22 protein-coding genes are annotated in these 21,226 nt (G+C 65.1%); 16 read left to right on the plus strand and 6 right to left on the minus strand.

The window, feature by feature from the left end; genetic code table 11:
* Positions 1-8 precede the first annotated feature (8 nt).
* On the plus strand, positions 9-410 hold the full coding sequence (locus WCL10_RS13055) for a GFA family protein (RefSeq protein ID WP_336896090.1): 402 nt from the start codon (positions 9-11) through the stop codon (positions 408-410).
* A gap of 16 nt (positions 411-426) precedes the next feature.
* Here the strand turns inward: WCL10_RS13055 and rmuC are convergent, their stop codons facing one another.
* The 3 genes from rmuC to recR all read right to left on the minus strand — a co-directional run bounded on the left by rmuC (position 427) and on the right by recR (position 3,255).
* On the minus strand, positions 427-1,953 hold the full coding sequence (gene rmuC, locus WCL10_RS13060; protein WP_336896091.1) for a DNA recombination protein RmuC: 1,527 nt from the start codon (positions 1,951-1,953) through the stop codon (positions 427-429).
* Positions 1,954-2,021: 68 nt separating this feature from the next.
* A complete protein-coding gene (gene def / locus WCL10_RS13065; protein ID WP_336896092.1) occupies positions 2,022-2,588 on the minus strand; it encodes a peptide deformylase in 567 nt (188 codons plus the stop codon).
* A gap of 70 nt (positions 2,589-2,658) precedes the next feature.
* Positions 2,659-3,255 (minus strand): recombination mediator RecR, encoded by a 597-nt coding sequence (gene recR / locus WCL10_RS13070; protein ID WP_336896093.1) that lies wholly within the window; start codon positions 3,253-3,255, stop codon positions 2,659-2,661.
* A 51-nt stretch (positions 3,256-3,306) separates the two neighbouring features.
* Here recR and fmt point away from each other — a divergent pair, with 51 nt between their 5' ends.
* The 3 genes from fmt (at position 3,307) to WCL10_RS13085 (ending at position 6,157) form a co-directional block, all read left to right on the plus strand.
* Positions 3,307-4,212, plus strand: coding sequence for a methionyl-tRNA formyltransferase (gene fmt / locus WCL10_RS13075; RefSeq protein ID WP_336896094.1), 906 nt, complete (start codon positions 3,307-3,309; stop codon positions 4,210-4,212).
* Positions 4,213-4,225: 13 nt separating this feature from the next.
* Entirely contained in the window at positions 4,226-4,978 is a 753-nt protein-coding gene (truA, locus tag WCL10_RS13080) for a tRNA pseudouridine(38-40) synthase TruA (protein WP_336896095.1), read from the plus strand.
* Positions 4,979-5,044: 66 nt separating this feature from the next.
* Positions 5,045-6,157, plus strand: a complete 1,113-nt coding sequence (locus WCL10_RS13085; protein ID WP_336896096.1) for a zinc-binding dehydrogenase — start codon at positions 5,045-5,047, stop codon at positions 6,155-6,157.
* A 3-nt stretch (positions 6,158-6,160) separates the two neighbouring features.
* Here the strand turns inward: WCL10_RS13085 and WCL10_RS13090 are convergent, their stop codons facing one another.
* Positions 6,161-7,081, minus strand: coding sequence for a hypothetical protein (locus WCL10_RS13090; protein ID WP_336896097.1), 921 nt, complete (start codon positions 7,079-7,081; stop codon positions 6,161-6,163).
* 34 nt (positions 7,082-7,115) lie between these two features.
* Positions 7,116-8,108, minus strand: a complete 993-nt coding sequence (locus WCL10_RS13095) for an AAA family ATPase (protein WP_336896098.1) — start codon at positions 8,106-8,108, stop codon at positions 7,116-7,118.
* Between the two features lie 76 nt (positions 8,109-8,184).
* Here WCL10_RS13095 and WCL10_RS13100 point away from each other — a divergent pair, with 76 nt between their 5' ends.
* The 5 genes from WCL10_RS13100 to WCL10_RS13120 are packed head-to-tail and all read left to right on the plus strand — an operon-like array spanning position 8,185 to position 11,149.
* The gene (locus tag WCL10_RS13100; protein WP_336896099.1) at positions 8,185-8,850 is read left to right on the plus strand and encodes a glutathione S-transferase family protein; all 666 of its coding nucleotides are present in this window, start codon (positions 8,185-8,187) and stop codon (positions 8,848-8,850) included.
* Between the two features lie 27 nt (positions 8,851-8,877).
* A complete protein-coding gene (locus WCL10_RS13105) occupies positions 8,878-9,249 on the plus strand; it encodes a DUF1428 domain-containing protein (RefSeq protein ID WP_336896100.1) in 372 nt (123 codons plus the stop codon).
* Positions 9,250-9,260: 11 nt separating this feature from the next.
* Positions 9,261-10,055 (plus strand): VOC family protein, encoded by a 795-nt coding sequence (locus tag WCL10_RS13110; RefSeq protein ID WP_336896101.1) that lies wholly within the window; start codon positions 9,261-9,263, stop codon positions 10,053-10,055.
* A gap of 3 nt (positions 10,056-10,058) precedes the next feature.
* Positions 10,059-10,694, plus strand: a complete 636-nt coding sequence (locus WCL10_RS13115) for a glutathione S-transferase family protein (RefSeq protein ID WP_336896102.1) — start codon at positions 10,059-10,061, stop codon at positions 10,692-10,694.
* Positions 10,694-11,149, plus strand: a complete 456-nt coding sequence (locus tag WCL10_RS13120) for an SRPBCC domain-containing protein (protein ID WP_336896103.1) — start codon at positions 10,694-10,696, stop codon at positions 11,147-11,149. The genes WCL10_RS13115 and WCL10_RS13120 overlap by 1 nt, the downstream gene beginning before the upstream one ends.
* A gap of 10 nt (positions 11,150-11,159) precedes the next feature.
* Here the strand turns inward: WCL10_RS13120 and WCL10_RS13125 are convergent, their stop codons facing one another.
* Entirely contained in the window at positions 11,160-12,992 is a 1,833-nt protein-coding gene (locus WCL10_RS13125; RefSeq protein WP_336896155.1) for a DUF885 domain-containing protein, read from the minus strand.
* Positions 12,993-13,490: 498 nt separating this feature from the next.
* On the opposite strand from WCL10_RS13125, the gene WCL10_RS13130 reads away from it, so the two are divergent.
* The 7 genes from WCL10_RS13130 to WCL10_RS13160 all read left to right on the plus strand — a co-directional run bounded on the left by WCL10_RS13130 (position 13,491) and on the right by WCL10_RS13160 (position 21,223).
* Complete coding sequence (locus WCL10_RS13130; RefSeq protein ID WP_336896156.1) at positions 13,491-14,051, plus strand: hypothetical protein; 561 nt, start codon at positions 13,491-13,493, stop codon at positions 14,049-14,051.
* A 158-nt stretch (positions 14,052-14,209) separates the two neighbouring features.
* Complete coding sequence (locus tag WCL10_RS13135; protein ID WP_336896104.1) at positions 14,210-14,569, plus strand: hypothetical protein; 360 nt, start codon at positions 14,210-14,212, stop codon at positions 14,567-14,569.
* A 10-nt stretch (positions 14,570-14,579) separates the two neighbouring features.
* Positions 14,580-14,777: a hypothetical protein gene (locus tag WCL10_RS13140; RefSeq protein WP_336896105.1), complete on the plus strand. Its 198-nt coding sequence runs from the start codon at positions 14,580-14,582 to the stop codon at positions 14,775-14,777.
* Between the two features lie 88 nt (positions 14,778-14,865).
* Positions 14,866-15,702, plus strand: coding sequence for an SDR family oxidoreductase (locus WCL10_RS13145; RefSeq protein WP_336896106.1), 837 nt, complete (start codon positions 14,866-14,868; stop codon positions 15,700-15,702).
* Positions 15,703-15,917: 215 nt separating this feature from the next.
* On the plus strand, positions 15,918-18,263 hold the full coding sequence (locus WCL10_RS13150; RefSeq protein WP_336896107.1) for a TonB-dependent receptor: 2,346 nt from the start codon (positions 15,918-15,920) through the stop codon (positions 18,261-18,263).
* Positions 18,264-18,725: 462 nt separating this feature from the next.
* Positions 18,726-20,339: a choline dehydrogenase gene (locus WCL10_RS13155; RefSeq protein WP_336896108.1), complete on the plus strand. Its 1,614-nt coding sequence runs from the start codon at positions 18,726-18,728 to the stop codon at positions 20,337-20,339.
* 122 nt (positions 20,340-20,461) lie between these two features.
* Positions 20,462-21,223, plus strand: a complete 762-nt coding sequence (locus WCL10_RS13160) for an SDR family oxidoreductase (protein ID WP_336896109.1) — start codon at positions 20,462-20,464, stop codon at positions 21,221-21,223.
* The last annotated feature ends 3 nt before the right edge of the window (positions 21,224-21,226 follow it).

The raw sequence follows: 21,226 nt of genomic DNA on the forward strand, positions 1-21,226 counted from the left end.
AGGACGCCATGACCACGGTTCGCACCGGAAGCTGTCTATGCAGAGCGAGGGCCTACGAGATCGCAGGGGAACTGGACGGCGTCTGGGTGTGTCACTGCTCGCTTTGCCGCAAGGCCAGTGGGGCCAACGGCAACTGGATCCTCATCGTGCCCCGCGCGCAGTTCCGCTGGCTGCGCGGCGAAGACCACGGCGAGACGTTTGCCTTGCGCCAGAGCTACACGGTCACGCGCTGCAAGACTTGCGGCACCCCGCTTCCAGCCGAAGTCGACGACGCCAACATCTACGTCACCGCCGGCACGCTTGATGAACCGCTCGGCGCAGGTGTGCGCGCTCATCTTTTCTGCGCCTCACGCGCGGATTGGGATGCCGATGCACCGGGCGTGCGGTTATTCGACGAGCGCCCGCGCTAGCCGCTCCGCCCGACCCCTATTCCGCTGCTTCGCCGTCCGTGTCCGGCTCGACCAGCGCAAGCTTGGGGCCGCCGTCCGCATCGCCGTGGCGCGGCGCGGTTTCCACCAGCGGCACGTCCTCGATCTCACGCTTGCCGATCTCGATATGCTTGTCGCGCAGGCGGCGCCCGGCCGAAAGCACGTTGCGTTCGAAGCTGCCGACGAACTTGTTATAATGGCCCACCGCGCTGTCTAGGCCCGAGCCGACGCGCTTGAGGTGCTCCGCCGCCACCGCGAGCCGGTCATAAAGCTCGCCGCCCATCTTGCCGATCTCGCGCGCCTCGCGCGCCAGGCCGTCCTGCCGCCAGACTTGCGCGATGGTGCGGGCGATGGCGACGAGGTTGGTGGGGGAAGCCAGCAGCACGCGCCGCTCGAAGGCAAAGTCCCACAGCGCTGGATCACGTTCCAGCGCGGCGGCGATGAAGTGCTCGCCCGGCACAAACATGAGCACATAATCGGGCGCTTCCTCGAACTGGCTCTGATAGCTCTTCGCGCCCAGCGTCTGGATATGATTGCGCATCGACTGCACATGCGCGCCCAATGCGAGCGCGCGGGCATCGTCATCCGCCGCCTCGAAAGCATCCTGATAAGCGTTCAGGGAGACCTTGGCGTCGATCACGAGGATCTTGTTGCCCGGCACTTTCACGATCGCATCGGGCCGCAGCCGTCCGTCCTCGGTATCGACCGAATGCTCGGTGACGAAGTCGGTATGTTCGGCCAGCCCGCATTGTTCGAGCACGTTGCGCAGCTGCAGTTCACCCCAGCGCCCGCGCGTCTTGGGGCCATTGCGCAGCGAATTGCCGAGCTGGAGCGCGGCGGTGCGCACTGCTTCCTGCCCCTGTCGCATCCCCTCGATCAACCCGGTCAGCTGCCCGAAGGCATCGACGCGCTTCGCCTCCAATTCCTGCACTTGCGCTTCGTACTTTTCGAGCCGCGCGCCGACCGGCTCCAGCACCGCTTGCAGCCGGGCCTCGCTGGTCTTCTCGCTTTCCGCAAAGCGGGCGTTGGCGCGCGCAAGAAACGCTTCCTGCGCACGCTCAAGCACCTTGTGCCCGGCGTTTTCGAACTCCTTGCGCAAGGTCTCCTGCGCCTCGATCAACAGGCGCTTCTGCTCGGCAAAGTTCTCAGCATCGGCCTTCATCCGCTCCAGCTCGGCGCGCAGCGCCTCGCGGTCGGCGCGCAGCGCGGCGAGTTCGGGGCGCATCCGCTCCGCCTCGGCGGCGCGCTCCTGCATGGTCGCAAACTTCTCGGCCAGCCCATCGCGCTCCTCGCGCACCGAAGCCACCTCGGCGGCTAGCGCATCATGCTGCCCAGCCTTGACGCTGGCTGCCGCCAGCTCAGTGATGGCGCGGCGGAACTTCTCGTCGAGATCGCGCGCCTCGCCCTCACGCGCCGACAGCCGCGCCTGCAATTCGGCAATCGGCCGCGCACCGAGGAACCAGCCAAGCGCCAGCCCGCCGAGCAGCGCAAGGATCAGGACAACAAGAATGAGAGGACTTTCCACGCATGCTCCGATTCTGGAACGAAGCGTGAACTTATCCTGACTCTACCCGCAGCGCAAGCCGCCGCCTGTCACGCCGCGCGGCGCAGCTTTTCCAGCTTCTTCAGCACCATCGTCCGCTTGAGGCGCGAGAGGTGGTCGATGAACAGGATGCCTTCGAGATGGTCCATCTCGTGCTGCAGGCAGGTTGCCATCAGCCCGTCCATGTCTTCCTCGTGCACCGCGCCATCAAGGTCCTGCCAGCGCGCGCGGATACGGGCGGGGCGCACGACTTCGGCGTACATTTCGGGCACGGAGAGGCAGCCCTCGTTATAGACCGTGCGCTCTTCCGAAGGCGCCAGAATTTCCGGATTGATGAACACGCGCGGTTCGCGCTTGGTCGGCTGGTGATGGTGGTGATGGCCATCATGCGCGCAGGGAATCGGCTCGGCATCCGGATCGTCGGGCTGCAGGTCGATCACCAGCACGCGTGAGGGGATGCCCACTTGCACCGCAGCAAGGCCGATGCCCGGCGCATGGTACATCGTCTCGAACATGTCGGCGACGAGCGTTTTCAGCTCCTCGTCGAACACGGTGACGGGGGCGGAGATCTGCTTGAGGCGCGGATCGGGGACTTCGAGGATTTCGCGGATAGCCATGAGGCTCAGATAATCCCGGCGGGCGCGACTCGCAAGGTGTGGCGAGCAAGGGAGGGCCCACCCCCTGCGCCTAACCCACCGGCCTTCGCGCCCTGAGCGCCTGCGCCAGTGTCCCTTCGTCGAGGTAGTCGAGCTCACCGCCCACGGGCAGGCCGTGCGCCAGCTGCGTCACCCGCAAGGGCAGGGTCTCGATCCGCTCGGCGATATAGTGCGCGGTGGTCTGGCCTTCCAGCGTTGCGTTCATTGCAAGGACCACCTCGTCGATCCCCCCGGCTTGCAGCCGCGCCAGCAGCTTGCCGATCGAGAGGTCCTCTGGCCCCACGCCGTCGAGCGCCGAAAGCCGCCCGCCCAGCACGTGATAGCGCCCGGTGAAAAGCCGCGCCCTATCAAGCGCCCAGAGGTCGGCCACATCCTCCACCACGCAGAGCGCGCGGGCGTCGCGGCGGGGATCGGCACAAATGGCGCATGGGTTTATCGTATCGACATTGCCGCAAGTCTGGCATTCTACAAGCCGCGCGCGCACGCCTTCGAGCGCCTCGGCGAGCTGGACAAGGCTGGTTTCGCGCCGCTTGATCAGCCACAGCACGGCGCGCCGAGCGCTGCGGGGCCCAAGCCCCGGCAGCCGCGCCAGTGCGCTCGCCAGCGCCTCGATCTCTTGCGATGCCATGGGGTGAGAGATAGGGCCGGATGCCGCAAACGAAAGGCCTTTCGAAGCGTTATGCGCATTGTCTTCATGGGAACCCCGGATTTCGCGGTGCCGACGCTGCATGCGCTCGTCGCGGCGGGTCATCAGGTGCTTGCGGCCTACAGCCAGCCGCCGCGTCCGGCGGGGCGGGGCAAGCAGCTCCAGCCGTCTGCGGTGCACCGTGCGGCAGAGGCGCTCGGCATTCCCGTTCGCACGCCGGTTTCGCTGAAGGGCGCGGAGGAGCAAGCCGCCTTTGCCGCGTTGGAGGCCGATGTAGCGGTGGTTGCCGCCTATGGCCTGATCCTGCCGCAGGCGATCCTCGATGCCCCGCGGCTCGGGTGCCTCAATGTCCACGGCTCGCTCCTCCCCCGCTGGCGCGGCGCCGCCCCGGTGCAGCGCGCGGTTCTGGCGGGGGATGCGCGGACGGGCGTCACCATCATGCAGATGGAGCGCGGGCTTGATACCGGGCCGATGCTGGCGACGGTGGAAACGCCGGTGGACGGCAAGACATCAGGCGAACTCACTGCCGAGCTTGCGGAAAAGGGTGCGGCGCTGATGGTGGAGGTGCTGGCCGATCTTCCCGCGCATCCCCCGGTGGTGCAGCCGGACGAGGGCGTGACGTATGCGCACAAGATCGAGAAGGCGGAGAGCCGCCTTGATTTCACCCGGAGTGCAGCCGAGGTGGAGCGACAGATCCGCGCGTTTGCCCCGGCGCCGGGGGCATTTTTTGAACTGGATGGCGAGCGGTATCGGGTGCTGGCTGCCGAAATCGTTTCCGGCGACGATATGCCCGGCACAACGCTTGATGACGCGCTTACGATTGCCTGCGGGGAAGGCGCGCTCCGCCCGACGCTGATCCAGCGCGCGGGCAAACCGGCGATGGAAACCGCGGCGCTCCTGCGCGGGCGGGCGATTCCGGCGGGAACTCGTTTTGCTTGAACAACCCGCACCCATGATCCGATATGCCCTCACCCTCGAATACGAGGGCACCCGGTTCATGGGCTTCCAGCGGCAGGCGCATGGCCCCTCGGTCCAGCAGGCGGTGGAGGAAGCCGCCGAGAGCATTGTCGGCCACGCGGTCACGCTCCATTCCGCTGGTCGCACCGATACCGGTGTCCATGCCCGCGCCATGCGCGCGCATTTCGACAGCGCCAAGCCGCTCCCGCCATTCCGCCTCGGCGAGGCGCTCAATGCCCGGCTGCGGCTGGCGGAGCATGCGGTTGCGGTGCTCGATTGCGTCGAGGTCGATCCCGAGTGGCACGCCCGTTTCACCTGCATCGGCCGCTCCTACGAATACGTCATCGCCAACCGCCGCGCCCCCCTCGCGCTCGAAGCCGGGCGCGCCTGGCGGATCGCGCAGCCGCTGGATGCGGGCGCCATGCACGAAGCGGCGCAAGTTCTTGTCGGTCGGCACGATTTCACCACGTTTCGTTCGGCGCAGTGCCAGTCGGCGAGCCCGGTCAAGACGCTCCGCCACCTTGCCGTCCGGCGCGAGGCCGACCACGTGATCATCGCGGCTGAGGCGCGGAGTTTTCTGCATCATCAGGTCCGCTCGATGGTCGGCTGCCTTGCCATGGTGGGCGAAGGGCGTTGGTCCGCCGCCGATCTGCGGGATGCGCTGGAGGCGTGCGACCGCCGCCGCCTGGGCCACAATGCACCGCCGGGTGGGCTCTATTTCATGCGCGCGCTTTACCCCGGCGAATGAGCCGTTAAGTTGCGGATTGAAACCCGCGCGGAGCACTTCCGGCGCGGCAGCAATCGGGAGAGAATCATGGCATTTACCGGCAAGCAGCTCACCACAAGGCTCGACGCGGACGGCACGCTGACCGTCCAGATCGTGCCCAAGACCTGGGATGCGCCCACTGGCAGCCAGGTCCTCGTGCAGATCGAGGCGACGCCGATCAACCCGTCTGACCTCGGCCTGCTCTTCGCCTCCGCCGATACCGACAATGCCGAATACACCCCCGGCAAGGTCGTGGCGAAAATGCCCGACAACGCCACGCGTGCGATGAAGGCGCGCCACGGGCTTGATATGCCTGCGGGCAACGAGGCGGCCGGTGTCGTCGTCGCCGCCGGTGATGCTCCGGGCGCGCAGGCGCTGCTTGGCAAGCGCGTCGCCTGTGTCCCTGGCACCGCCTATGCCAGCTACGCCTATGCCGAGAGCGGCATGTGCCTTCCGGTGGACGATAGCGTGACCCCGGCGCAGGCCGCCTCCAGCTTCGTCAATCCGATGACCGCGCTGGGCTTTGTGGAGACGATGCGCATGGAAGGCTTCACCGGTCTGGTCCATGCCGCTGCTGCCTCCAACCTCGGCCAGATGCTCGTGCGCATCTGCCAGGAAGACAACGTACCGCTCGTCAACATCGTCCGCAGCGAGGAGCAGGTTGCCCTCCTCAAGGGCCTCGGCGCGACGCATGTGCTCAACATGACCGATCCGGGCTTCAACGCCGCGCTCACCGATGCGATCCACGAAACGGGCGCGATGCTCGGCTTCGATCCGATCGGTGGCGGCACGCTCGCGGGCCAGATCCTCGCCGCGATGGAATCTTCGGCCAGCCGTGGCGCCGCCTTCAGCCGTTATGGCTCGTCGGTGGCGAAAAAGGTCTACATCTACGGTGCGCTCGACCTCGGGCCGACGGTGCTCAACCGCGCGTTCGGCCTCACCTGGGATCTGGCGGGCTGGCTGCTCACGCCGTTCATGGCCAAGGCGGGCATGGAAACCGTGGGCCGCATGCGCGGGCGCGTCGCGCGCGATCTTACGACGACCTTTGCCAGCCACTACAAGGCCGAAGTCAGCCTCGAAGGCATGCTCGATCAAGCCGCAGTCGCGGAATACAACGCGCGCCGCACTGGCGAGAAGTATCTGGTGGTGCCGACCGCCTGAGGCTCAGTAGAAGATGTAGATCGTCTGCGGCGTCGGTTCGATCACGAACCCGTCGAGACGGAAGTCCGTCAGAAGATCGACCGTTGCCGCTCTTGTCACCGGGTCGATCTTCTTGACGGTAAGGCTCGCCGCTCCGAACAGGAACGTGGTCGGCAGCTTGGTGGGCTTGATCGATTGGGTGATCGGCACCCGCGTGCGGAAACTGAAGCCGCGCAGCTGGAACATGTGCAGCGCGGCGAACTGGAACTTCTCCCCCTTCACGCGCATGTTCAGCCAGAACTTGGGGCCGGTGAGCGCGCCGCCGTCGAGGTATTCGACTTCGAGCACGGAGTCGCCGTCAATCGGCGTCAGCGTTCGGGGCACGTAGCGGACAGGTTCGATTGCGACGAGGTGGCGGTCCTCGGCCTTCTTCGTGCCGATCACGAAGGCGCTGTCGAAGTCGCCGTTCGCGTCCTTGTCGACGAGACACACCTGCGTGTCGCTACGCAGCCGCGCGCCGAGCGAAAGAATGCCACCAGTGGCGAGGTTGGCGAGGCCCTTGGCCATGTTGTGGCGGCTGGCGTCGCAGAAGGTGCGGGCAGTCTTGGACAGATCGGCGAGATCGCCGCCGCGCACGCCGACGGCCAGGCGCAGTACGGCATCCTGCGCGACCGCAAACTTCGTCCCGACCGCGTCGAACGACACCGCGCCGGCGAGGTCAGCGGTGCTGAACCAGGCCAGCTTGCCGGAGAACACAATGTCATGCTCCTTAAGCACGACATCCTTTGCCAGCGGCATCGACTTGCCCGAGGCCTCAACGACATAGCCGGTGAGAGTCACGTCAAATGGCTGGTTGCCACCGGCATGGGCGGGAACTGCCGAGAGCCCGAGCCACGCAAGCGCAAACGCCGCGAACTGCGCCGCTGTCTTCCATCTTGCAAACATCTGCTTCCCCAAGGCAGCCGCTCGCAAGCGGCAATCAGTTCTTGCCGACGACGCTTTCCGGCAGGTCCTTGCCGAAAACGCGCTGGTAGTATTCGGCCACCAGCACCCGCTCGGTCTCGTCGCACTTGTTGAGGAACGACAGGCGGAAGGCAAAGCCGGTGTCACCGAAAATGCCCGTGTTCTGCGCCCAGCTGATCACCGTGCGCGGGCTCATCACGGTCGAGATGTCGCCGGCGATGAAGCCCTTGCGGGTGAGGTCGGCGACGCGGACCATGTCGGCTGCGGTCTTTGCATCGAGCCCGGGGACCTTCCCCGTCACCACGTCGATTTCCGTCGCGGCGGGCAGGTAATTGAGCGCGACGACGATGTTCCAGCGGTCCATCTGGCCCTGGTTGATCGCCTGCGTGCCGTGATAGAGCCCGCTCGTATCGCCGAGGCCTACCGTGTTCGCCGTTGCAAACAGGCGGAACCACGGGTTGGGACGGATCACGCGGTTCTGGTCGAGCAGCGTGAGCTTGCCTTCGGTTTCCAGCACGCGCTGGATCACGAACATCACGTCGGGGCGGCCCGCGTCGTACTCGTCGAACACCAGTGCGGTCGGCGTCTGTAGCGCCCAGGGCAGCAGACCTTCGCGGAATTCGGTCACCTGCAGGCCATCGCGCAGCACGATCGCATCGCGCCCGATCAGGTCGATACGGCTGATATGCGCATCGAGGTTGATGCGGATGCACGGCCACTTGAGGCGCGCGGCTACCTGCTCGATGTGCGTCGACTTGCCGGTGCCGTGATAGCCCTGCACCATGACGCGGCGGTTGTGGGCAAAGCCCGCCAGGATCGCCAGCGTGGTATCGGGATCGAACACGTAGTTCGGGTCGATATCCGGCACCCGCTCGTCGGCCACGGAAAAGGCCGGCACGGTCATGTCGACGGGAATGCCGAAAGTCTCCCGCACGCTGAGCGTGGTATCGGGGGCGGCAAGGACGGTGGTGGCGCGGGTGTCGGCCTGCAGGTTCGGGATATCGGTCATCGCTGCATCGCCTATACGGGCCTGCGAAAGGCTGCAATAAGCTTTCCGTGCAGACTCGGTGTGGGAGCGGCAAGCCATGAAATTGTATGGGGGTCTTCTCTCGCCTTTTGTGCGCAAGGTTGCGGTTGTGCTGGGTGAAAAGGGCGTGGATTACACGCCCGCACGCGGCGGGCCCGGCAGCACCGATCCAGAATTCCTCGCGGTGAGCCCGTTCGCCAAGATTCCCGCGATCGATGATGAGGGTTTCACGCTCGCCGATTCGTCGGCCATCGTTCATTATCTCGAGGCGAAGTACCCCGATCCGGCCTTGATCCCGGCCGACCCGAAGGCGCGCGGCCTTGCCATCTGGTTCGATGAATTCGGCGATACGATCTTTGCCGCCTCGGGCCTCAAGATCCTGTTCAACCGCGTCGTCGGTCCGCGCCTACTCGGCAAACCGGGCAACGAAGGGTTGGCTCAGGAAGGCGAGGCTGAACTTCCGCAGATCTTCGCCTATCTCGAAAGCATCGTCCCGGAGGAGGGCTGGTTGGTCGAAGGCGGCTTCTCCATCGCCGACGTTACAGTAGCCTCGGTGCTTTGCACGCTCGTCTATGTCGGACAGGGCCCCAATCCGGCGGCCTGGCCGAAAACCGCCGCGTGGCACAGCCGCGTAACCGCGCGGCCCTCGTGGCAGGCGGTGGCGGCGAGGGAGGCCGCGCTGATGCAGCGCATTCTGCCCGATCTTGCCTGCTTGCAGGCGTGATCGCGGCGCGGGCGGGGGAGGCAAGCCATGGCCTATGTCGATGGCTACATCGTCCCGGTCCGCACCGAAGACCGTGAAGCCTATCGCAGCGCTGAAGCCGCATTCGGCGCTCGGCTGATCGCGGCCGGCGCGCTGCGGGTGGTCGAATGCTGGGGCGATGAGGTTGCGCACGGCAAGGTCACCGATTTCTACCGCGCCATCGCCGCCAAAGACGGGGAGACAGCGGTGTTCAGCTGGATCGAATGGCCCTCCAAGGCCGTGCGCGATGCCGCCATGGCCCGGATCGAGAGCGAGCCCGATCCCGCAGGAGAGCAGGGCCACCCCGCACCGTTCGACGGCAAGCGCATCGTTTTCGGCGGCTTCGTCCCGCTTGTCGACCTTCTCTCCCCACAGTCCTGAGGAGCCCAGCAATGGTCCGCGTCCCCTGCAGCTTCATCTGGTACGAACTCATGACCACCAATGCCGATGCCGCCGCCGCATTCTATGGCGCGGTGATCGGCTGGACGGTGCATCCGCCCGAGCCTGGTTCGCCCATCGCCTATCGCATGATCACGCGCAGCGACGGCGGCGGCCAGGGCGGTGTGCTCCAGCTCACGAGCGAAATGGAGGCCGGAGGCGCGCATCCGGCCTGGGTGCCTTATCTATATGCAGACGATCTTGATGCCGTGATTGCGGCAATTCTGGCAGATGGCGGCCGTCTGCTCGCCCCGCGCATGGACATCCCCGAAGGCAGCTTTGCCATGGTGACCGATCCCGCCGGCACCCCGTTCTATCTCATGCGGCCCAATCCGCCGGCAGACCAGCCCGATGCGGCGAGCGACGTCTGGTCGCGCGAAAAGGCGCAGCATGTGCGCTGGAACGAACTTCCCAGCCCCGATCCCGAAGGGGCCAAGGCGTTCTATGCGCGGCACTTCGGTTTCGCGTTCAACGATGTGATGCCGATGGGGCCGATGGGCGACTATTGCTTCATGGATCAGGGCGACTTGCGGCTCGGCGCGATCATGCCGCGCCAGAATCCGCAGCAGCCTGCGCTGTGGACGCTCTACTTCGGCGTGCCGGATATCGATGCTTCCGCCGCGGCCATCACGGCCGCTGGCGGCACGATCCTGTTCGGCCCGCACGAAGTCCCCGGCGGCGAATACAATGTGATTGCCCTCGATCCGCAGGGCGCCGTGTTCGGCCTTGTCGGCCCCAAAGGAACCTGAACGATGGCAGACTACACTTTCTTCACCGTTCCCATGTCGCGCGGCCAGATCGCCCGCTGGGCGCTGCATGAGGCGGGCGCCGACTACGAGCACGTGCTGGTTGACTGGGCCAGCCGCCCACCCGAACTTGCCGCCGCCAACCCGATGAACAAGGTGCCGACGCTCATCCACCATGCGCCCGAAGGCGATCGGGTGATCACCGAATGCGCCGCGATCTGCGCCTATCTGGCGGATGTCCATCCCGAGGCCGATCTGCTCCCCCACGATGCGGAGAAGGCCGATTACTACCGCTGGCTGTTCTTCGCAGCTGGCCCGCTCGAACAGGCCGTCGTCAGCCGCGCGATGGGCTGGGAAGTGCCCGAGGGCAAGTCGGGCATGGCCGGCTTCGGCACATATGAACGTGCCATCGCAGTGATGGACGGTTTCCTTGCCGGCCGGGACTGGGTCTGCGGCGCGCGCTTCACCATGGCCGATGTCTATGTTGGCAGCCAGGTCGACTGGGGCCTCAATTTCGGCTCGATCCCGCCGCTTCCCTCCTTTGCCGCCTACGCCGAACGCATCCGCACCCGCGCCGGCTATCAGTCCGCCAAGGCGATCGACCGCGAATTGATCAAGGCGGCGCGAGCGGGAGAAGGGTGATGAATGCGCTGACGATAACCCGCACGATTGCCGCCCCCCATGGGCTTGTGTGGGACGTGCTGGTCAACCGGATGGAGGACTGGTGGTGCCCCAAGCCATGGCGCGCCGAAATCGTGCTGCAGGAGCGGCGCGCCGGTGGGGCCGCCAACATGGTGATGCACGGGCCCAACGGCGAGCTCATGCCGAACGAAGGTCTCTATCTGGCATGGGAAGAAGGGCGCCGGTTCGTGGTCACCGATGCCGTCAAGGTCGATGTGGCAACAGGCGCTTTCCTGCCGTCCGGGCCGTTCATGATCGGCAGCTGGGAAGTGGCGGCTGAAGGTGATGGCACCCGCTACACCGCCAGCGCACGGCATTGGACCGAGGATGCGATGAAGCAGCACCAGGACATGGGCTTCGAAGCGGGCTGGAACGCCGCCGCCGATCAACTTCAGGCGCTGTGCGAAGCGGGCTGAGGGCCTTCGGTCAGCCCCGCTTCTCCGCAATGTACCGGTCAATATTCGCAGCCAGCACATCGAGCGGCACGTTACCGCCCTCGACCACCGCGTTGTCGTAGTCGCGCAGGTCATAGGCCTTGCCCAGCGCCGCGATCGCCCGTGCGCGCTGGCGCAAGATTTCGCTGCGGCCGATGAAATAGCCGCAGGCCTGCCCCGGCCAGCTGCAATAGCGCTCGACCTCGCTGGTCACCTCGTCGCGGCCGGAGCCGTTGGTGCTGGAAAACCAGTCGATTGCCTGCTCGCGGCTCCACTCGCGCGCATGAAGTCCGGTGTCGACCACCAGACGGCAGGCGCGAAACGCGATGGACTGGAGGTAGCCCAGCTGCCCCACCGGATCGCCGTCATAGGCGCCCAGCTCGTCGCCCAGTGTCTCCGAATATAGCGCCCAGCCTTCCGAATAGGCGTTGAACGCCAGCAGCGCCCGGATCGTGGGCAGCTGGTTCGAGTATTCGCCCTGCCACACGTGGCCGGGGATCGCCTCGTGATGCACCAGCGTGGGCAGGCTGTAAGTGCTGTGGAGCCGTGTCGTGCCCAGATTGATCCACATCTTGCCCGGCACGGTTCCGTCGATCGATCCTGCCCCGCCATAGGCACCGGGAGCGCCGGGCTCCTCGGCCAGTGGCAGGCGCCGCACTTCCACATTGCCGCGCACGAGCCGTGAAAACGCCCGCGGCATCTGTGCGCGGATATAGGTAAGCCGCTTCTGGATGAACGCGATGATCTGGGCCCGGCCTTCGTCGTTGTCCGGGAACTGGAAGCGCGGGTCGTTGCCCAGCGCGGTCATCCGCTCGCCCACCGTGCCGCTCGTATAGCCCAGTCCGCGCAGGATCGGGTCCATCCGCCCCTGCAGTTCGGCGAGCGATTCCAGCCCCAGTTTGTGGATCTCGTCCGGCGTCATCCGCGTCGTCGTGCTCGCGCGCAGTGCCCAGGCATAGAAGGCATCACCGCCGGGCCGCTGGTGCATGCCCGCATCGTTCGTCGCCTTGGCGCGCTGTGCGATCAGTTCGGCCAACTGCCGCTCCAGCGCGGGCGCGATCCGGGTCGTCACGATTTCCCGCGCCCGGATGGCCCAGTCGCCGGGAATGCCCTTCCCCTGCGTGCGCCGCTCGATCGAGGCAACCAGATCGCCGCCGCCATTCTGCGCGCCCATTGCGGAAAGGCTCGCCCCCATCTGCCGGATTGCTTTCTGGATCAGGAACAAGGGCGCGATCACCCCTTGCGCCGCCGTGGTCCTGAGCCGCTCGGTCTCGCCCGCCAGCACGGCCGGGAATTGCGCCAGCCGCGCCAGATAGGCCTCGGCATCCGCCGCCGTGTCGATCGGATGGTCCGAATCAAGGAAGCGCGGCACATCAAGATAGGCGCCGACGTTCTGGATCACGACATAAGGCGTGTTGCGCCATGACCCCACCGTGATGTCGCCATAGGGCAGGGCAAAACCGTCGAGCGCGGTGCGATAGGCGCTTCTCACCACGGCAAGGCTTGTCCGCGTCGCCGGATCAATCGCGGCATCGGAAACCGCCTCGACTCGCCCAAGGTCGGCGCGCACCAGCGCCGCCACCGCCGCCTGGCCGCCGGCCGAACGATCCTCAAGCATTCCGCGCAAGGCCGCATGCGCGCCCGTATCGATCCCCAGCGTGGTCGCGTTTTCGGGCTTGAGCGCCAGCAGGCGCCACGCCGCCTTGTCGAGCAGCGCAGCGGGGCCTGGCGCGGCCCCGGCCGAAGCGGGGAGCGCAAGGGTGGCGGCGCCGACGGCAAGTCCGGCGATGGCTTCGCGCCGCGTCAGGGCGGCAGGCTCATGCATGGTCATGGCGTCGGACACTGGCTCACCCGCCGCGCGCTGTCAAAGTTGCGGAGCGGCCAATCCACTTTCGGCCAAATGCTCCGATATGGAGAATCTCTGCGGACCAGTGCTGTGGACGCCTGAGCCTTGTCCGCCGGGCCGAAGCGCCTCGGTACGGAAGCCTTCGATCGATTGTACACGGGCTCGGCGTGTGTGTCAGTCCCTGCGGCAGGAGCGGATACCCGCCCGTCCCAATCGGTCACTTTGTCGCCGTGAGTAACAACCAGTCCGGATAGGACGGTTCATTTGGCCCAATTCAGATGATTTATGCGTCCCGCAATTGTCGGTTCAAATATAGTATCGTCTGGAGCCGAATGGGGCAAATTCTGACAGGAAACATAATGAAAACATTGGGCGGGATCTGAAAGTATAAGAGTTTTTACCTAGTACAACATCGAATCTGGCGTCCGAACTCGGGCGTCATGCACTCTTTCAATCAGGAGATTTAACGTGGCAAACATGATTAGCGGCAGCGGGGGTGCCGATATCCTCAAGGGTTCCGGAACCAAGGACGTCATCGCCGGCGGCACGGGCGATGATCAGCTCTGGGGCGGCCGCGGCAAGGACTGGCTTTATGGCGGCGATGGCAACGACGTGCTCAAGGGCGGCGGCGGCCAGGATTCGCTCACCGGCGGCGCCGGCGCGGACCAGTTCGTGTTCCGCTCTGCCGAAGGCTGGGCACCGCTCGCCTACAACGGCCCGGGCGCGCCGCAAACCGATGTGTACCAGTGGGTGATCGTCACCGATCTCACCTTCAATGACGGTGACAACGTGCGCATCACGGGCTTCGACAATGTCTTTGCCACTCTCGGCATGTCGAAGGGCGGCTCCTACTTCATCGACGACCAGGGCGACGTCAACCGCATGGCCGCCTTCCTCAAGGCCAACCCCTCGCAGGGGAGCTACAAGGAAACCTTCGGCACCGACAAGGACGGCACCACCTTCCTGCTCAACGACGGCATGGGTCATACCCAGGTGCTCCAGTTGCTGGGCATCCACCCGGATGCAGTCGTGATCTGATCACGCCGGGCGAAGACCTCGCCGAATTGCGGGCAAGCGCCGGGGGTCACCTCTCGCTTGCCCGCCCCTCGGTTCCGTGTCACTCGCCATCATGGCAGTGGCGTCACACCGCCACAGCGGCTAGTCTCTCTGCTCAGTGAGCCCAAGGGAGATATGCCATGAGCCTTTTTGACCAGATCCTCGGCCAGATCAGCAGCAACGTCGATGTGAAGAACCTCGCAGCCAAGGTCGGCATCGATCCCTCCATGGTCGAAAGCGCGATCGCCGGCCTTGCCGCCGGTCACGCCGCGCCGACCGACACGGTCGAGACCGCCGCCGCCAACACCGGCATCGATGCGGGCATCCTCCAGCAGATCGTCGGCCACATCGGCGGCGAAGGCTCGCTCGCCAGCTTCGCCACCATGCTCACCCAGCACCCGGAGGCCGCCAAGCTTGTCGGCGGTGTCCTCGGTCAGGCTGGCGGTGAAAGCCCGCTTGGCGATATCGGCGGCCTCGCGTCCGGGCTGTTCAAGTCCTGATCCTCCTGCCGTGACCGACGCGGCCCTGTCCCTCGCCATGCTCACCGCGTTCGCGCTCCTGGCGGGCGCGGTGTTCCTGTGGCGCCGGGGCGAACGCCAGCGCCCCGCGCTCATGGCGATACTCGCCGCTGTGATGATCACCAATGTCGTGATCTGGTCGCTGCCGACCAGAGACGGCCAGACCCTTGCGACCACACCCAACCCCTGACCCCTCCATTTTCACGATCCGGAAATGGGGGGGCAGCGCGAAGGGCTGACGGAGGGGTAAAGGTCCCAAGACACCAAGGTAGCCCCTCATGACCAACCACATCGCCGGCAAATCCATCGTCATCACTGGCGCCGGCGGCGGCTTCGGCCGCCTCGTCGCGCAAAAGGCGGCCGCGCTTGGCGGGAAAGTCACCTGCGGCGACATCGACCTCGCCGCCGCACTGGCCACCGTGGACGCCGTCACCAGCGCCGGCGGCACCGCGCAGGCGGTCGAGACCGACGTGCGCGACCTCTCCGCCGTGAAAGCCCTCGTCGCCCAGGCGCTCGAGGCCTACGGCGCGATCGACGTGATGATGAACAACGCCGGCATCATGCCGCTCGCGTTCTTCTCCGATCACGAAGCCGCCTACGATGCGTGGGAACGCTGCATCGATATCAACATCAAGGGCGTGCTCAACGGCATGGTCGCCGCCTATGATCCGATGATCGCCGCCGGGCGCGGCCAGATCGTCAACCTCTCCTCGATCTACGGCAACTTCCCGGTGATCGGTGCCGCCGTCTATGGCGCTTCCAAATCCGCCGTGAACTTCCTTTCGGAATCGCTGCGCGTCGAAAGCCGCGGCAAGATCAAGGTGACCACGGTCAAGCCGACGGGCGTCCCCACCACCGGCCTTTCCGGCACCGTGATCAACCCCGCCGCCGGGGTGGGTATCGTGGCGCACAACATGCCCGATTTCATGGACATGGTCGGCCAGATGGGCGCTGGAACCTTCCCGGCAGAACGCCTCAGTCCCGATTCCATCGACTACGCCAGCCTGGCTCCCGACCATATCGCCGACGCGATCATCCACGCCATCAACCAACCCTGGGGCGTCTCGATCTCCGAAGTCACCGTGCGGGCAGCGGGAGATCATTTCGTGCTGTAACCACCCACCCGCGCCTTCCGCATAGACGGCGGGCGCGAGTTGCTCGGCCTGGCAAAGAGAACCGCATCCGGTCATTTGAGAAGCCACGCCGCCGGCAACAATCCGCCTAACGAATTGCGCAGTGGCCTCACGAACCCCAGAGGTTCACCTTCCCCTGATGGGTGACCGGCAAGAAACGGTATGCCCAATAACAATAAAAACTGGGGAGAGGTCAGATGAAGGGATTGGCGAGCGCCAATTTGGCGAAACTATTCAAGCTTTTGATGATCGGCGGTGCGTTCCTGCCTGCAGCCGCACTGGCGCAGGCGCAAACGTCCGGCACGGAGACCGCCACCGCCAGCGCGGGCGACACCGGAACGATCCAGGACATCGTCGTCACCGCCCGCTTCCGCAACGAGAAGCTGCAGGACACCCCGCTTTCGGTCAGCGCGCTCAATTCCAACATCATCCAGAACTCGGTGCTGATCGACGTCCAGAACATCCAGAAGTTCCTGCCCAACGTGCAACTCGCGCGCATTTCTTTCGCCGGAAACGCGCTTTCCGCCTCGATCCGCGGCGTCAGCTTCGCCGATCTCGAAAAGACCTTCGATCCCGCCATCGGCATTTCGATCGACGGCGTGTTCCTTGGCACCAACACCGGCGCCAACGTCGATTTCTTCGATCTGGAATCCGTCGAAGTGCTGCGCGGGCCGCAGGGCACGCTCTATGGCCGCAACACCATCGGCGGCACCATCAGCATGCGCCGCACAAAGCCCACCGGCGAACTCGGGGCGACGGTCCACGGCCGGTACGGCAGCTACGGCACTTATGACCTCGATGCCGTGATCAACCTGCCCAAGATCGGCGATGTCGCCTCGATCAAGCTCTTCGGCCTCCTGCGCAAGAGCGACAGCTTCACGCGCAACCGCTATACCGGTGAGCGCGAAAAGGGCCGCGATTTCTGGAACATCGGCGGCTCGATGCTGCTCGATCTTGGCCCAGATACCACCGCGCTGCTTTCGGTCGATTACCAGAAGGACCGCTCCGGTTATCCCTCCACGGTCAATCTCACCCAGGCCAGCGGCCTCCCGTTCGGCTTGGGGGGCAACATTTGCGATTTCACCCAGACGATCTTTGCGGCGGTTCCGCCGCTCAAGGAACTCGGCTGCGCCTCTGAGGGCTACCTGAAGCAGGCCAAGGAAAACTACACCCTTGCCAACACCTCGCTGCCCTTCCGCAGCTTCATCGACGGGGTCAACGCCAGCCTCGAAGTCAACGCCAAGCTCGGCAACTTCAAGCTCACCGCGATCACCGGCTATCGCGACACCAACGATTCGCTGCTCGAGGAAAACACCGGCACCCCGCCGATTCCGGTCGCACCGGGCGTCGCCCTGCCGCTGTTCGTTGCAGCCCGCGATCAGTCCTACAAGCAGTTCAGCCAGGAAGTGCGCGTCAGCGGCAACCTGACCGACAATATCGATCTCGTTGCCGGTGCCTATTACCTGCACACCGATTACGCCATCAAACCCTTCCCCTACAACGGCGCGCGCGCCGCGCAGGCCTATATCCTCAACGGGCCGGTGCAGAACTTTACCGCGGGGCAAAAGCTTGATTCCATCGCGGTCTTTGCCGAATCGATCTTCAAGCTTGGCCACAACGTCCGCCTCACCGTCGGCGGGCGCTACACCTGGGAAACCAAGGACTTCAACATCGCCTTCACTGTGCCGGGCAAGTTCTCGGCCGGCGCCAAGAAGACCTTCAGCGATCCCACCGGCCGCGTGATCCTCGATTGGAAGCCCAATCCTGACACGATGCTCTACGCCAGCTGGTCGCGCGGCTTCCGCTCTGGCGGGTTCAACGGCCGGGCCACCTCGGCCACCTCGATCGGACCCTACAACCCCGAACGCGTCGACAGCTACGAAGCCGGCATCAAGAGCGATCTGATGGGCGGCAAGCTGCGCATCAATCCCACCGCGTTCTGGGTGAACTACGCCAACAAGCAGGAAGACATCATCCGCGCCGCCGGGGCCGGCACCGAAACCATCGTCGAGAACGCGTCGTCGGCCCGCATCTGGGGCCTCGAGCTTGAAGTTCAGGCCCGCCCCACGCCCGATCTCACGCTGCGCGCCTCGGGCGGCTACCTCAACGGCAAGTACAAGTCGTTCCTCATCCCGGATCTTGCCAACCCCGGCAAGTTCCTCGACGTCGCCGCCCAGCGCAACTTCCGCCGCGCGCCCAAGGTCTCGTTCAACGCGGGGGTCGACTACGGGGTGCAGGTCAGCACCGCAGACCGCGTGACCTTGACCCTGGACTACGCTTTCATCGATGACCTCACCACCTCGCCGCTCGCCGACACCACCGGCGCCCGGCGCGATGTGATCCCTGCCTACGGCACCCTCGATGCTAGCGTCGCCCTCCTCCACGAAGGCTCCGCGATCAAGAACCTGCGTATCGCCGCCTATGCCCGCGACCTCCTCAACAAGGGCGGCCGCCTCTCCAACGTGCTCGACGCGGGGCTGTTCTACTTCGGCGTCGTCGCGCCGCGCCAGCAGTTCGGCGTCGAAGCGACGATCAAGTTCTGATCGGACGCCCCGTAAAGGCCCTCTCCCCAACAGGGGGGAGGGCCCGCGAGAGGGCAGTCAGACACCGCGTTGGCGGTTGAAAAGTAGCCTCCGGCGGGCAAGGGCCACAACCCTTGCATCCCCGAATATGGCGAATTGAGGGTGACACAGGGTTACACCGTGTCACCCTCAAATTTCGTTCTAAAATTATGATAATCAACGATAAACATGGCGATGGGCGACAGGTGACACACCTCGCCGCACGGTTTTCCAGACCCGACTGACAATGACAATGAGCTCGGCCCGAAAGCTTGTGCGGGCTTATGTCAGATCAGCGCGATGTAGGAAAATGGTGGTATGCTAGTGCGGGATTGGCTTCGGGGGGGGGGCACCTGTTCCGGTGATTCCAGTTCGCATGTTTGGTTCGCACCGATGGCAGCACCCGGATATGGGGCGCTTGGGTTCCGGGGAGAGTGCTTCAACATGGACGGCCAATTTGATTTTGTGATCGTGGGCGGCGGGTCTGCAGGGTGCGCGCTGGCCAATCGGTTGTCGGCCGATGCAGGCACGCGCGTGGCGCTGCTTGAGGCCGGTGGTAATGACAAGAATATGTTGATCCAGATGCCGGGCGGCATCGCCGAAATTATCCCGCCGGACAAGGACAGCCCGTTTGACTGGAGTTTCTGGACCGAGCCGCAGACCCACCTCGGCAATCGCAAGCTCTATTGGCCGCGCGGGCGCGCGCTGGGCGGATCGTCCTCGATCAATGGCATGGTGTATATTCGCGGCCATGCCAGCGATTACAATCGCTGGGCGCAGCTCGGCCTGACCGGCTGGGGCTGGGGTGATGTTCTGCCCTATTTCCGCAAGGCCGAAGACAGCGAGCGCGGTGCGGACGATTTTCACGGCAGCGGCGGCCCCTTGCACACCAGCCGCAAGGGCGCGCTGCCAAGCGTGCTCAACGAAGCCTTCGTGCAAGCTGCTGTGCAAGCCGGATATGCCCGCACCGATGATTTCAATGGCCCGCAATTCGAAGGGGTGGGCCAGTATGATGCCACGATCAAGGATGGCGAACGTTTCTCCGCAGCCAAGGCCTATCTGACCGAGGCGGTGCGCAAACGCCCCAATCTCACCATCCTGACAGGGGTGCAGGTGGAACGTGTGCTGTTTGAAGGCAAGCGTGCGACAGGGGTGGCCTATCGGCAGAACAACACCTCGTTCAGCGCCAATGGCCGTGAGGTCATTCTGTGCGGCGGCGCGGTCAACAGCCCGCAGCTGCTGATGCTGTCCGGCATCGGGCCGGCGGCGCATCTGCAAGGCTTCGGCGTGCCGGTGGTGGCCGAAAGCCCGGATGTCGGCGGCAATCTTCAGGATCACCTCGATGTGATGGTGCAATGGCATTGCAGCCAGCCGATCACGCTGAACAGCAACAGCAGGATGATCAACAAATTGATGGCGCTGGGCAAATGGGTGTTTCTACGCTCCGGCAACGGCGCGCATATGCCCACGCCTATGGGCGCGTTCCTTTCAACCCGCGAAGGTCTTGCCGCGCCCGATATCCAGATGCATTTCATGCCGGTGCTGGGCAATGCGCATGGCCGCAGCGGGCTTGCGAGCCGCCATGGGTATCAGCTCCACGTCTGCCAGCTGCGCCCCGAAAGCCGCGGCACAATCCGCCTGAAATCACCCGATCCGCTGGTGCACCCGGCGATCGACCCGAATTATCTGAGCGCGCCCGAAGATGTCGAAACGCTGCTCAGCGGGGTTGAAATGGCCCGGCGCATCGGCGGCCAGCCCGCGTTTGCTGCGTTCAATGATGGCGAAGCCTGGCCGGGCCCGCAAGTGACCGACCGCGCCGCCTTGCTGGAGAAAATGCGGGGCTGGGCGGAAACCATTTATCACCCGGTAGGCACCTGCCGCATGGGGATCGACGACCTGGCAGTGGTCGATGGCGCGCTGCGGGTAAACGGTGTGGAAGGGCTGCGGGTTGTCGATGCCAGCGTGATGCCGTGTCTGGTTTCGGGCAATACCAACGCGCCGACGATCATGATTGCCGAAAAGGCCGCTGACATGATCGTGGCCCGTAACCGGGCCTGAGATCGGGAGGCTTGGGACGGCGGATTGGAGTTTCGGGGGCACCCCTGCCCAAAACGGGAGTGGCCGCAGCCACGCGCCCTGCCCATGGTCGCGCATCGCAACACGCATAGAAGGAACGCGCAATGGATCTCGGGCTCAAGGACAGGAAGGCCATTCTCGTCGGCGCCAATGGCGGCATCGGGCGCCAGGTGGCGCTCGCACTCGCGGCTGAGGGCTGCCACGTTGCGGTCTGCGGCCGCACGCAGGCCAAGGTCGACAAGATCGTCGGCGAGCTCGCACCGAGCGGGGTCACGGTCTATGCCGAAGCGCTCAATGTCACCGATGCCGAGGCGGTTCCGGCCTTCGTCGACAAGGCGGCCGAAGCGCTCGGCGGGTGCGATATCTTCATCAGCTTCACCTCGGCCAATCTGGGTGAGGACAGCGATGCCGGCTGGGATGCGGTGATGCAGGCCGATATCCTGCCTATGCGGCGCGGCGTCGCGGCGGCGAAGCCTTATCTGCTCAAGTCCGATGCCGGTTCGATCATCTGCATGAGCTCGACCGGCGCGGTCGAGGAATTCATGGGCGTGCAGCCCTACAATGCGCTGAAAGCAGCGGTCATGGTCTATTCGTCAGACCTGTCGCAGGCGCTCGCGCCGCAGGGCGTGCGCGTCAACTGCATCACCCCCGGTCCGATCATGACCGAGGACGGCCCCTGGACTTACATCAAGAACAACATGACGCCCTTCTACGAAAGCACCCTCGCCAAGATTCCGATCGGCCGGATGGCCACGGGTGAGGAACTGGCGCGGGCGATCGTGTTCGTTGCGTCCCCTGCCTGCATGGCGATGACGGGCGCGAACATTGTTGTTGATGGCGGCTATACGAAGCGGGTGCAGTTCTGAGCT

The sequence above is a fragment of the Novosphingobium sp. genome, from assembly GCF_037133355.1.
Lineage (GTDB): Bacteria > Pseudomonadota > Alphaproteobacteria > Sphingomonadales > Sphingomonadaceae > Novosphingobium.